This is a genomic window from Luteococcus sp. Sow4_B9 (assembly GCF_052116585.1).
Taxonomy (GTDB): domain Bacteria; phylum Actinomycetota; class Actinomycetes; order Propionibacteriales; family Propionibacteriaceae; genus Luteococcus.
Map to the genome: position 1 here is coordinate 1 of NZ_JBQKKT010000004.1, position 12,774 is coordinate 12,774.

The window sequence follows — 12,774 nt, forward strand, 5'->3', positions numbered from 1 at the left end:
ACGCCGACAAAACGCATGAACGCCACGAAGGCAAACACCCTACGAGTCAGACGACTGGTGATCAGGATCCAACCACCGCGACACATCGCGGTGCCACCACCCTGACACTGAGATCACCCTAGACTGCCCGGGCGCATCCCCCAGGTGGACCGCCCCACGCCTCGTGCCAGTGGTTGGCCACCCCACGCCTCGTGTCACTGGTGGGCCGCCCCACGCGACTGTGCACATCCAAACCCCACGGGCACGCACTGCATCACGTGCCCCACCAACTCCCACGTGCCCCGTGACACCCGCACCGGCGCCAGCACACAGCCCGCACCGGCGCCAGCACCGCCTGCACCGGATGCCACTACGCACGTCCAAACCCCACGGGCACGCACTGCATCACGTGCCCCACCAACTCCCACGTGCCCAGTAGTAGCCATCAGGAGTGGTGCCCCCAAGACGTGCGGTGGACATCACGTGTGGCAGACCGCGCGTCGTCAGGCGGACCACGCCACGAGACGGGTCCACCATTGACAGCGCGACCGGGCCACGAGCTCCACCCAGAGGCGGCCCTGATCCGGACGGATCAGAAGATGATCGGATCGATCGCAATGGCCAGGAAGACCAGGGCCAAGTAGCTGTTCGACCAGTGGAACAGACGCATCGCCTTCAACTCGGCATCGCGCTTGCCGGCCTTCGCGCGCTGGAGCAGCTGCCACGCCTCCCAGAGGAAGACCGCCCCGGCGATGACTGCCACGGCAGGGTAGATCCAGCCCGTGTTCGCCACCGGCCAGACCAGCAGCGTGGTGAGGACCGTCAGCACCGAGTAGAAGAGGATGCGTCGGCACACACCGACGGCGTCCATCACGACCGGGAGCATCGGCACATTCGCGGCGGCGTAGTCCTCGCGGTAGCGGAAGGCCAGCGCCCACGTGTGCGGCGGGGTCCAGAAGAAGACCACCAGGAAGAGCAGGATGGGGGCCCAGCTGACGCTGCCGGTGATCGCCGTCCAGCCGATCAGGGGCGGGAAGCAACCTGCGATGCCGCCCCAGACGATGTTCTGGCTGGTGCGACGCTTCAGCCACATCGTGTAGACGAAGACATAGAAGGCATTCGCCCCCAGCGCCAGGAAGGCCGAGAGCCAATTGGCTCCGAATCCCAGCACCAGCGTCGAGATGATCGCCAGGGTGATCGCAAAGACATAAGCATTGCGCGTGGAGACACGGTGACGCGGCATCGGGCGACGGCGTGTGCGACGCATCACCTCGTCGATGTCGGCGTCGAGGATGCAGTTGAAGGCATTGGCGCTGCCCGCGCTGAGCATGCCGCCCACCATGGTCCACAGGGCCACCCACAGCGGAGGTACTCCCCCGGCGGCCAGGAACATCACGGGCAGGGTGGTGGTCAACAACAGCTCGATGATGCGGGGCTTGGTGAGGGCGACGTAGGCCTTGACCTTGTCCCCGAGAGTCGCCTTGTCCGTACCACCCGCGTGGGTGGTCGCCGCGTCCAGCGGCTCGCCACCGGAAGCCCCGCGGGCGGACCCGTCGGCGTGCTCGGTGGTGTGCTGCGTGGTCACGTGGCTCTCCCTTCCCAGGGCGCGGCGTCGGCCATGCTGCCCCCGGCCCCGCACCGTGCGCGGGGCAACTCCGGCCAATTCTACGTCTTGTTGCAGAGAAAACCGATTCCGTGCCGAGCGGTGCAACACCTCGTCATGGCAACTGTCGGCAGCTGCTACCGGCCCTGTACAGGCCCAACTAGTGTTCAAGACGTACCACCCACCACATCTTCAGCAGGAGGAACCGTGAACGAGCGACTCAAGGCCCTCTCCGACGCAGGGGTCTCGATCTGGCTGGACGACCTTTCACGCAACCGCCTGACGAGCGGCAACCTCGCCCAGCTGGTTGCCGAGAAGTCCGTCACCGGCGTCACCACCAATCCGACCATCTTCGCCGCGGCCCTCAGCAATGGCGAGGCCTATGCCGAACAGCTCGCCTCCCTCGTGGCGGCCAATCCCGAACTCAGCGTCGACGAGGCCATCCGCGAACTCACCACCAGCGACGTGCGCGACGCGTGTGAACTGTTCGCAGACCTGAACGAGCAGACCGACGGCGTCGATGGCCGGGTCTCCATCGAGGTGGAGCCGGGACTGGCCATGGACACCGACGGCACCGTGGCCCAGGCCAAGGAGTTGTTCGAGAAGGTCGACCGATCGAATGTCCTGATCAAGATCCCCGCCACCCGTCCCGGTCTGGAGGCCATCCGCAAGACCATCGCCGCCGGCATCAGCGTCAATGTCACCCTGATCTTCTCCATCGAGCGGTACCGCGAGGTCATGGAGGCATGGCTCTCGGGCCTTGAGGACGCGCTGGAGGCTGGTCTGGACATCGACGAGATCCACAGCGTTGCCAGCTTCTTCGTCTCGCGGGTGGACTCCGAGGTGGACAAGCGCCTCATGGAGATCGGCACCGACGAGGCGCTGGCCCTGAAGGGACAGGCCGCCATCGCCAATGCCCGCATCGCCTACGCCGCGTGGCTGGAGGTGATGACCTCCGAACGCTGGGGTGTCCTCAAGTCGCGCGGTGCCCACCCGCAGCGCCCACTGTGGGCCTCCACCGGAGTCAAGGATCGCTCCTACGACGACACCATGTACGTCACCCAGCTGGTGGCCGATGGCTGTGTGAACACCATGCCCGAAAAGACGATGGATGCCGTCGCCGACCACGGTGAGGTCACCGGCGACACCATCACCGACAACATCGACCAGGCCATCGACGTCATGGGCAAGCTCGCGCAGGTGGGCATCGACATGGACGACGTCGTCGCCAAGCTGGAGGACGAGGGCGTCTCGAAGTTCATCACTTCGTGGGACGAGCTCGTCGGTGACGTAAGTTCTGCTGTGGAAGCCGCCAAGGCCTGACCACAGGTAGTCTCTTGGAGGCCCGCGCCCGGTGCTGACCGGTCGCGGGCCTCGCCCGTCCTCGGTGCCTCTTGCCGTCCGCCCCCGTCCCACAGGAGCCCCAGTGAGCGAAGACGAACGCGTCAATCCGCTACGCGATCCCCTTGACCGCCGACTCCCCAGGATCGCGGGCCCGTGCGCCCTGGTGATCTTCGGGGTCACCGGCGACCTGGCCGGCAAGAAGTTGTTGCCCGCTGTCTATGACCTGGCCAATCGCGGCCTGTTGCCCCCGGGCTTCGCCCTGGTGGGCTATGCCCGTCGTGACTGGGACGAGGACGCCTTCGCCCAGGTGGTGCTGGAGGCCGTCAAGGCTCACGCACGCACGCCCTTCAAGGAGGAGGTCTGGGAGCAGCTGCGTCAGGGCATCCGCTTCGTCCAGGGCAACTTCACCGACGACCAGGGTTTCGCCGACCTCAAGGTGACCCTGCGCGACCTCGAGGAGAGCCAGGGCACTGCGGGCAACAATGCCTTCTACCTGTCGATCCCACCGGCCAGCTTCGACCGGGTCGTCGGCCAACTCCGCAAGCACGGTCTGGCCAAGCAGGACGGTGGCCGGTGGAGCCGGGTCATCATCGAGAAGCCCTTCGGACACGATCTGGACAGCGCCCGGGAGCTGAACCGGGTGGTGGGCAGCGTCTTCCCCAGCGAGTCGGTCTTCCGCATCGACCACTACCTGGGCAAGGAGACGGTGCAGAACATGCTGGCGCTGCGCTTTGCCAACCAGATGTTCGAGCCGATCTGGAACAACAACTACGTGAGCCACGTGCAGATCACCATGGCAGAGGACATCGGCATCGGTGGCCGGGCTGGTTACTACGACGGCATCGGCGCGGCCCGGGATGTTATCCAGAACCACCTCCTGCAGCTGATGGCCCTGACCGCGATGGAGGAGCCGAACAACTTCGAGGCCGAGGAATTGCGGGCAGAGAAGCGCAAGGTGCTGGCTGCTGCCTCCACTCCGGCCGATCTGGCCGCTCACACGGCCCGGGGCCAGTATCTGGGTGGCTGGCAGGGAGGCGAGAAGGTGCGCGGCTACCTGGAGGAGGACGGGATCGAGCCGTCCTCCACCACGGAGACCTATGCAGCCATTCGCGTCGACGTGGACAACCGGCGCTGGGCCGGCGTCCCCTTCTACCTGCGCACGGCCAAGCGGATGCCCCGACGGGTGACCGAGATCGCCCTGAACTTCAAGCGAGCTCCGCACCTGCCCTTCGCCGCCACCGACACCACCGAGATGGGCACGAATGCCTTGGTGATGCGCATCCAGCCCGATGAGGGCGTCACCATGCGGTTCGGCGCGAAGGTGCCGGGCAGCGCCATGGAGATCCGCGAGGTCAGCATGGATTTCGGCTACGGCGGCGCCTTCACCGAGTCCAGCCCCGAGGCCTACGAGCGTCTCATCCTCGACGTGCTGCTGGGCGATCCGCCGCTCTTCCCGCAGCACGAGGAAGTGGAGCTGGGCTGGCGGATCCTGGACCCGGTCCTGGACTTCTGGGCCGAGAACGGCACGCCGGAAGGCTATGCCGCGGGCACCTGGGGCCCCTCCAGCGCCGACGAGATGCTGGCGCGTGACGGCTTCCACTGGCGACGTCCCTGAAAGGCAGCACGATGATCATCGAACTCAGCCAGACCTCCACGTCCCGGATCTCGCGCGCCCTGCAGAAGGCGCACCAGAAGACCGGCAACACCGCCCTGGCCTTCACGCTCGTGGTGGTGACCCAGGAGAAGCACTACAAGAAGGTGCTGCAGGCCTGCCTGCAGGCCGGCGGCGAGCATCCCTCTCGCATCCTCGTCGTCGTGCACGGCAATGGCGACGAGTCCCGTCTGGACGCAGAGATCCGCACCGGGGAAGGGATCCCTGGCGACATCGTGACCCTGCGCATGCACGGTGAGCTCGCCGAGCACAGCGGATCGGTGGTGCTGCCCCTACTGCTGCCCGATTCCAAGGTGGTTGTCTGGTGGCCCAATGAATCGCCGGAGCACCCCTCCGATGACCAGGTGGGTGCGCTGGCCAACCGTCGGATCACCGATGCCGCCGGTGCACGCAATCCTGTCGAGGCCGTCAGCGTGCGCGCGCGCTACCACTCCCCCGGCGACACGGACCTGACCTGGACCCGCCTGACGCCCTGGCGCGCGCTCTTGGCTGCCGCAGTGGACCAGTACCCCGGCCGTGTGCGCAGCGCCACCGTGGAGGCGGCCCGTGACAATGCGCCGGCCGAGCTGATGGCCGCCTGGCTCCAGGCGCGCCTCGACGTCCCGGTGGAACGCAAGTACACCAAGGGGCCGGGAATCACGGGTGTCCGCCTCACCACCGCGGCCGGCGACATCGCCATCCTGCGCCCCAGCAATGCCAATACCGCCAGCTACCTGGTGCCCGGCCAGCCAGAACGCCAGGTGGCACTCAAGCGTCGCGACATCAATGACCTGATCACCGAGGAATTGCGCCGGATGGATTCCGACGCGGTCTTCGAACAGGCCACCCAGATGCTGCTGACGCGCAACAGCAAGAGTTCCGTGGACGAGGCCAAGGAGACGAAGAAGGCGAAGAAGGACACGTCTGGCCCTCGTCAAGAGCAAGATGCTGCCCAGGAGGAGAGCTGATGAGCCAACCACGCGTCCTGCGTCATGAGGACACCGATGATCTGGTGGCCCAGGCCGCCAGCCATCTGCTGCACACCCTGCTCCAGCTGCAGGAGACTCAGGAGACGGTGCACCTGTGCCTGACGGGAGGTCGCACGGCCAACCGCATCTACGAACGTTTCGCCGAGCTGGTGCCGGATTCGGGACTGCGCCCCGAGGCGCTGCACCTGTGGTGGAGTGATGACTGCTTCGTCTCCACCACCGATCCCGACCGCAATGCCCTGCAGGCGCTGTCCATCCTGGCTCGGACGCTGCACCTGTCCAGCGCCCAGACCCACCCGATGCCGGCCAGCGACGGCAAGGCCGATCCGGGCGAGGCGGCCTATGCCTACGCCCATGACTTGGGAGAGACCACCTTCGACGTGTGTCTGCTGGGCCTGGGAGCGGACGGCCATGTGGCCTCCATCTTCCCCGGGCATCCCTCGCACGAACAGGGCAGCTCCCTGGCGATCGGTGTCACCGACTCCCCCAAGCCACCGGCCGAGCGGATCAGCCTGACGTTGAGGGCGATCAACCGATCGCAACGGGTCTGGGTCCTGGTCACGGGCCAGGACAAGGCAGCAGCGGTGGCACGCGCGCTGCAGGGCGACCAGTTGCTGCCCGCGACCCAGGTTCGTGGGGAGTTGGAGACGCTGTGGTTCGTCGACGAGTCCGCCGCAGAGGACCTGCCCTTCTACCGCTGCGGATTGTGAGCTTGCGCCCCCGGCAATCGCGCCGGTTCCCGGGGGCGCGCGAGGACACGGCAACGCAAGGGGCCCGGACGCCAACGCGTCCGGGCCCCTTCTCCGTGCCCGCCCGGATTGCGCCGGGTCATGGGTTCACGGTCAGTAGATGATGTCACCGCGCTCGCGGCGATCACGCAGGATCTGCAGGGCCTCCGCCAGGATTGCTTGGGCCTCCTCGTCGGTGCGGCGTTCCTTCACATAGGCCAGGTGGGTCTTGTACGGCAGGATCTTCGGCGGCGGCGGCGGATTCTCCGCATCCGTGTTGGCCGGCAGCCCACACCGCGGACAGTCCCAGCTCTCCGGAATCGCTGCCTCAGCCGCGAAGGCCGGTCGGGTCTCGTGTCCGTTCGAGCAGAAGTACGAGACGTAGAGGCGCGGAGCCGCATCGCCGCGTTCCGCCTCCCCCATGGGTCCTGCTCCTACGCGGCTCCCCCGGATGGCGCTGCCACCTGCCACAGTTGTTCTCCTATTTCCACAAGTGATTGACCACCGACGCAGTGCTCGCCGGTGCAGCGTCGTCGCGACGCCCTGCGACCTCAGCTGTAGCGGTAGAGCGCCAGGAGGCCGATGATCGTGGTGAACCAGAGCAGACCGACGATCACCGTCAGCCGATCAAGATTGCGCTCAGCCACGGACGTGCCGCCCATGGAGGTGGACATTCCACCACCGAACAGGTCGGACATGCCTCCGCCGCGCCCCTTGTGGAGCAGGATGAAGAGGGCCAGGATCAAACTCAGCACGACCAGCACGATCGACAGAGTCATGATGGGCCAGGTCATCAGCGGTACCAGAATCACGTGGGCAAGCGTAACCCACGGTTCACTCTTTTCCACATTCCGACAAGCGGTAGCAGCGTGTCTCCACCGAGACGTGCGAACGGGGCGCCACCAGCGGTGACGCCCCGTTCGGAGCACGGCTCGTGCCTGGGTCAGGCAGAGACGGCAGGCAGCTCGTAGAAGCGCACGATTCCGGCGAACTCCTCCGGATCGAGGCTGGCGCCACCCACCAGCGCACCGTCAACGTCCGGCTTGGCCATCAGCTCGCCGACATTCTTGGCCTTGACCGAGCCGCCGTACTGGATGCGCACGGCCTCGGCGGTCGGGGCGTCGTAGAGCTTGCCGATCTCCTCGCGGATGGCGCCACAGACTTCCTGCGCATCCTCGGGGGTGGCCACCTCGCCGGTGCCGATGGCCCAGACGGGCTCGTAGGCGATGACCAGGTTGGCGACCTGGGCGGCGCTGATACCGTCGAGCGAACCCTTGACCTGGTCCAGCGTGTACTGCACCTGGTTGCCGGCCTTGCGCACGTCGAGGCCCTCACCGACGCAGATGATCGGCGTCATGCCGTGCTCGATGACCTTCTTGGCCTTGGTGTTGACGACCTGGTCGTCCTCACCGTGGTACTGGCGACGCTCGGAGTGGCCAACGACCACGTAGGAGCAGTTCAGCTTGGCCAGCATCGGCGCGGCGACCTCGCCGGTGTAGGCGCCCTTGTCGTACATCGACACGTCCTGCGCGCCGAAGGCGATCGGCAGGCGATCGCCCTCCACGAGGGTCTGGACGGTGCGGATGTCGGTGAAGGGGACCAGGACGACGGCCTCGGACTTCGACTCGTCGTAGCCCTTGTCCTTGAGGGTCCAGGCCAGCTTCTGCACCAGGCCGGTGGCCTCGACGTGGTCGAGGTTCATCTTCCAGTTGCCGGCCATGATCGGCTTGCGTGCCATCAGTTGCTTCCTTCCAGAACGGTGAGACCCGGGAGCTCCTTGCCCTCCAGGTATTCGAGCGAGGCGCCACCACCGGTGGAGATGTGGCCGAACTCGTCGTCGGCGTGGCCGAGCTCACGCACGGCGGCAGCAGAGTCGCCACCACCGACGACGCTCAGGCCGTCGACCTCGGTGAGGGCCTTCGCGACAGCCGCGGTGCCCTTGCTGAGCTCCTCGATCTCGAAGACACCCATGGGGCCGTTCCAGACGACGGTCTTGGCACTCTTGATCGCGTCGGCGAAGAGCTGCTCGGTCTCGGGGCCGATGTCCAGGCCCATCTTGTCGGCGGGGATGGCGTCGGCCTTCACGACGTCGACGGCACCATCGACGGTCTTGGCGTCGAAGTCCATGCCCGAGGCGACGCGCACGTCGACCGGGAGCAGCAGCTGCTTGCCCGATTCCTCGGCCTGCTTGATGTAGCCCTTGCAGGCATCAAGGGAGGCCTCGTCGAAGAGGGACTTTCCGATCTCGTGGCCCTGGGCCGCGAGGAAGGTATAGGCCATGCCGCCACCGACAATCACGGTGTCGGCGATCTTGAGCAGGTTGTCGATGACGGCCAGCTTGTCGGCCACCTTCGCACCGCCCAGCACGACGGTCAGCGGGCGGTCCGGATCCGAGAGGACCTTCGAGAAGACGTCCTCCTCCTTCTTCACCAGAAGGCCGGCGGCGCTGGGCAGCAGCTTGGCGATGTCGTAGACGCTCGCCTGCTTGCGATGCACGACGCCGAAGCCGTCGGAGACATAGACGTCGCCCAGCTCGGCGTACTTCTTGGCCAGCTCGACGCGCTCGGCCTCGTCCTTGCTCTCCTCCGCCTTCTCGTAGCGGACATTCTCCATCAGGGCGACGTCGCCGTCGGCGAGGGCGTCCACGGTGGCCTTGGCGGACTCGCCGACGACGTCACCGGCCAGCGGGAGCTCGGTGCCGAGCAGCTCGCCCAGGCGCTTGGCCACGGGGGCCAGGGAGTACTTGGGGTTCACCTCACCCTTGGGGCGGCCCAGGTGGGCCAGCACGACCACGCGGGCACCAGCCTCACGCAGCTCGTTCAGGGTGGGCAGTGCGGCCTTGATGCGGCCGTCGTCGGTGATGGTGTCGCCATCCAGCGGCACATTGAAATCGCAGCGGATGACAACCCGCTTGCCCTTCAGATCGCCAAGATCCTTGATCGACTTCACGTCGGTCCTTCCGTCGAGGAATGGGTGGGGCGCCAACGCCCCGGATGTGGTGCAGGTGGTGCGGATGTGACGACGGGGCGGGACGCCGGAGCGTCCCACCCCGTCACACGGTTTGATCGGGAGATCAGGCCAGCTTGCTGCCGACCAGGGCGGTCAGGCGAACCAGCGAGTTGGAGTAGCCCCACTCGTTGTCGTACCAGGACAGGACCTTGACGGTCTTGCCGACGACCTTGGTCAGGGTGGCATCGAAGATGCTGGTGTGGGGATCACCGACGATGTCGGAGGAGACGATCGGATCCTCGGTGTACTTCAGGACACCCTTGAGCTCACCCTCGGCGGCAGCCTTCATGGCGGCGCAGATCTCCTCGACGGTGACCTCCTTGGAGGCCTCGAAGGTGAGGTCGGTCAGCGAGCCGGTGGGGGTGGGAACGCGCACGGCGAAGCCGTCGAACTTGCCCTTGAGCTCGGGGATGACCAGGGCGACGGCCTGGGCGGCGCCGGTCTTGGTGGGGATCATGTTCAGCGCGGCGGCGCGGGCGCGACGCAGGTCGCTGTGGGGGGCGTCGAGCAGGCGCTGGTCACCGGTGTAGCTGTGGATGGTGGTCATGATGCCGCGCTCGATGCCGAAGTTGTCGTTCAGCACCTTGGCCATCGGGGCCAGGCAGTTGGTGGTGCAGGACGCGTTCGAGATGATGTTCATCTCGTTGGTGTAGTCCTTGTCGTTGACGCCCATCACGAAGGTGCCGTCGACATTCTTGCCGGGGGCGGAGATGATGACCTTCTTGGCGCCGGCCTCGATGTGGGCCTTGGCCTTCTCGGCGTCGGTGAAGAAGCCGGTCGACTCGATGACGATGTCGACACCCAGGTCGCCCCAGGGCAGGTTCTTGGGATCGCGCTCGGCCAGAGCCTTGATCTTCTTGCCGTCAACGGTGATGGAGTCGTCGTCGAAGCTGACCTCGCCGTCGAAACGGCCCATCAGCGAGTCGTACTTAAGCAGGTGCGCGAGGGTCTTGTTGTCGGTCAGGTCGTTGACGGCAACGACCTCGATGTCGGCACCCTGCTCGATGAGGGCACGGAAGTAGTTGCGGCCGATGCGGCCGAAGCCGTTGATTCCAACCTTGACGGTCATGCGTTATCTCCTTCGAGATATTCGATTGCCTGCCGCCGTAGCGGAAGGCGTGTACGGACATGTCCGAGTGTAACGAATGGTGGAGGTCGCCGTAGCGAGCGGACCGGAAGTGGCACTGGTATCACCGCAAGTGAACACGGGATGAACGACCAACACCCAATTCCTACCAGTTGGTCAAGCAGAGTGCGGTCATTCGGGAAGGGCCGGTGCTCGCAGACGAGCGGGACGGCGCCCCGGTCAGTGGGACTCCTGCAACATCTCGGGGCTGAGGCTGGACTCGGTGCCCGGGATGCCCCGCTCGGCTGCGGCCTTGTCGGCCGTCGCCAGCAGCCGTCGGATCCGGCCAGCCACGGCATCCTTGGTGAGCGGCGGATTGTGCAGCTGCCCCAGTTCCTCGAGGCTCGCATTCTTGTGCTCCAAGCGTAGCAGCCCAGCCGCCTTCAAGTGGTCCGGCACGTCATCACCAAGGATCTCCAGGGCACGCTCCACCCGAGCGCCCGCCGCCACGGCCGCTCGCGCAGAACGGCGCAGATTGGCATCGTCGAAGTTCGCCAGTCGATTCGCCGAAGCACGCACCTCGCGGCGCATCCGCCGCTCCTCCCAGGCCAGGAGGGATTCGTGGGCGCCCAACCGGGTCAGCATGGCGGCGATCGCATCACCGTCGCGGATCACCACGCGGTCCACATTGCGCACCTCGCGTGCCTTCGACGTGATCTGGAGACGGCGGGCGGCGCCCACCAGCGCCAGGGCAGCCTCGGAACCGGGGCAGGTGACCTCGAGCGCCATCGACCGACCGGGCTCGGTGAGTGAACCATGGGCCAGGAAGGCGCCCCGCCAGGCGGCGACCTGGCAACAGGTCCCGCCCCCGACGACGATGGCCGGCAGGCCACGCACCGGGCGTCCGTGGGAATCGGTCAATCCGGTCTGCCGGGCCAGCGCATCGCCACCCTGCACCAGGCGCACGGTGTAGCGCGTGCCACGTCGAATCCCCGCGCCGTTGACCATGATCAGGTCGGGCGTGAGGCCGTAGAGCTCCTGGACCGCGGTCCGCAGTCGGCGGGCCGCGGCGCCGGTGTCGAATTCGGCCTCCACCACGATCCTGCCGCTGACGATGTGGATGCCCCCGGCGAAGCGCAGCATGCTGGCCACCTCGGCGCGTCGGCAGCAGGGCTTCGTCACCCGAATGGTGGCGAGCTCCGCCTTCACCTGCTGGGTCATGGCCATGGGGCACGGATCCTTCCCGCACCACTCCGGCCCCCGCCCAGCAGGTTTCGGACACGGTGCACTGTGTCTGTTTGGTCCTCCCCCGAGGCGCGGAGGGGGCGGCCCCTCCTCAGGGCTCCGATTCAATCATGACGCGCCGCACTCGTCACCCTGTTCAGGGCGGCCACGGCACACGTCGGTGCCGCCAGCAGCGGTATGGGGTCAACAGCACTGGGTCAACAACACTGGGTCAACAGCCGAGCACCTCGGCGTACACGGACGCCAGGCGCAAGGGATCGTGTCGCGCCGATCCATCGCGCATCGCCACGTCCGCGACCTCCAGTTCCGCCCCGAGCGACCGGACGAAGGTGTCCAGATGCTCGTCGGCAAAGCTCTGGTCCGCGATCACCACATCCAATCTCAACTGGGGCGTGTGCTCGGCCAGCAGCTCGATGTGCCGTGAGGGGGTGAAACCATCTGTCTCCCCGGCCGACGACATGTTCAGGGTGACCACCTTGCGGGCCGAGGTGTCCACGATGGCCTGCGCCAGCTCCGGAACCTGGAGGTGCGGCAGGACCGAGGTGAACCAGGATCCGGGCCCCAGCACCACGAAGTCGCTCTCCATCACGGCCTCGACCGCGTCGGGGCAGGCCGCTGCATCCTCCGGCACCAGCCGGATCTTCTGCACCTGGGCTCGGGTCTTGGCGACGGTGGCCTGGCCGGACAGGGTGCAGACCTCGTCCGGGCGGATCGGGTCGAGACCGATGACGTCGGCCTCGATGGTCAAGGGGGTCAATGACATGGGCAGCACCCGGCCGCGGGTTCGCAGGAGTTCCCCCACCTGGTCCAGACCAGCCACGGGATCCCCGAGGTGTTGCCACAGGCCCGCGATCAGCAGATTGCCGACGGCATGACCGCCCAGCGGGCCATTGCCGTCGAATCGGGACTGCAGAACGTCGGCCCACTGGCGTCCAGCGTGGTCATCACCGCACAGGGCCGCGAGCGCCATCCGGAGATCGCCCGGCGGGAGGCAGTCGAACTCGGTCCTGAGCCTGCCCGAGGATCCCCCGTCGTCGGCGACCGTGACGACGGCCGTGAGCCGGTCGGTCACCCTGCGCAGGGCACTGAGGCTCGCGTAGAGACCGTGGCCACCTCCCAGGGCCGTGACCGACGGGCGACTGGTTCGCATGTCCATGCCG

12 protein-coding genes are annotated in these 12,774 nt (G+C 66.7%); 4 read left to right on the forward strand and 8 right to left on the reverse strand.

Going from position 1 to position 12,774, the window contains the following annotated elements; genetic code table 11:
- Positions 1-571: 571 nt before the first annotated feature.
- Complete coding sequence (locus ACTQ49_RS03760) at positions 572-1,498, reverse strand: heme o synthase (protein ID WP_441826709.1); 927 nt, start codon at positions 1,496-1,498, stop codon at positions 572-574.
- Between the two features lie 291 nt (positions 1,499-1,789).
- Here ACTQ49_RS03760 and tal point away from each other — a divergent pair, with 291 nt between their 5' ends.
- The 4 genes from tal (at position 1,790) to pgl (ending at position 6,276) form a co-directional block, all read left to right on the forward strand.
- A complete protein-coding gene (tal, locus tag ACTQ49_RS03765; protein WP_441826515.1) occupies positions 1,790-2,905 on the forward strand; it encodes a transaldolase in 1,116 nt (371 codons plus the stop codon).
- A 103-nt stretch (positions 2,906-3,008) separates the two neighbouring features.
- Positions 3,009-4,541, forward strand: a complete 1,533-nt coding sequence (gene zwf, locus ACTQ49_RS03770; RefSeq protein ID WP_441826516.1) for a glucose-6-phosphate dehydrogenase — start codon at positions 3,009-3,011, stop codon at positions 4,539-4,541.
- 11 nt (positions 4,542-4,552) lie between these two features.
- Complete coding sequence (locus ACTQ49_RS03775) at positions 4,553-5,545, forward strand: glucose-6-phosphate dehydrogenase assembly protein OpcA (protein ID WP_441826517.1); 993 nt, start codon at positions 4,553-4,555, stop codon at positions 5,543-5,545.
- A complete protein-coding gene (gene pgl / locus ACTQ49_RS03780; RefSeq protein ID WP_441826518.1) occupies positions 5,545-6,276 on the forward strand; it encodes a 6-phosphogluconolactonase in 732 nt (243 codons plus the stop codon). Before ACTQ49_RS03775 ends, pgl begins: the two co-directional genes overlap by 1 nt.
- Before the next feature lie 132 nt (positions 6,277-6,408).
- Here pgl and ACTQ49_RS03785 read toward each other — a convergent pair whose 3' ends face one another.
- From ACTQ49_RS03785 to ACTQ49_RS03815, 7 genes are all read right to left on the reverse strand, one after another.
- Positions 6,409-6,765, reverse strand: a complete 357-nt coding sequence (locus ACTQ49_RS03785) for an RNA polymerase-binding protein RbpA (protein ID WP_441826519.1) — start codon at positions 6,763-6,765, stop codon at positions 6,409-6,411.
- A gap of 80 nt (positions 6,766-6,845) precedes the next feature.
- Positions 6,846-7,088 carry a preprotein translocase subunit SecG gene (gene secG, locus ACTQ49_RS03790; RefSeq protein ID WP_441826710.1) on the reverse strand — a complete coding sequence of 81 codons (243 nt, stop codon included), beginning with the start codon at positions 7,086-7,088 and terminating at the stop codon, positions 6,846-6,848.
- Positions 7,089-7,237: 149 nt separating this feature from the next.
- Positions 7,238-8,032: a triose-phosphate isomerase gene (gene tpiA / locus ACTQ49_RS03795; RefSeq protein ID WP_441826520.1), complete on the reverse strand. Its 795-nt coding sequence runs from the start codon at positions 8,030-8,032 to the stop codon at positions 7,238-7,240.
- Positions 8,032-9,243 carry a phosphoglycerate kinase gene (locus ACTQ49_RS03800; RefSeq protein ID WP_441826521.1) on the reverse strand — a complete coding sequence of 404 codons (1,212 nt, stop codon included), beginning with the start codon at positions 9,241-9,243 and terminating at the stop codon, positions 8,032-8,034. Before ACTQ49_RS03800 ends, tpiA begins: the two co-directional genes overlap by 1 nt.
- 124 nt (positions 9,244-9,367) lie before the next feature.
- On the reverse strand, positions 9,368-10,372 hold the full coding sequence (gene gap, locus ACTQ49_RS03805; RefSeq protein WP_420175698.1) for a type I glyceraldehyde-3-phosphate dehydrogenase: 1,005 nt from the start codon (positions 10,370-10,372) through the stop codon (positions 9,368-9,370).
- Positions 10,373-10,609: 237 nt separating this feature from the next.
- Positions 10,610-11,596, reverse strand: coding sequence for a DNA-binding protein WhiA (gene whiA, locus ACTQ49_RS03810; protein ID WP_441826522.1), 987 nt, complete (start codon positions 11,594-11,596; stop codon positions 10,610-10,612).
- Between the two features lie 229 nt (positions 11,597-11,825).
- Entirely contained in the window at positions 11,826-12,770 is a 945-nt protein-coding gene (locus tag ACTQ49_RS03815; RefSeq protein ID WP_441826523.1) for a gluconeogenesis factor YvcK family protein, read from the reverse strand.
- Positions 12,771-12,774 lie beyond the last annotated feature (4 nt).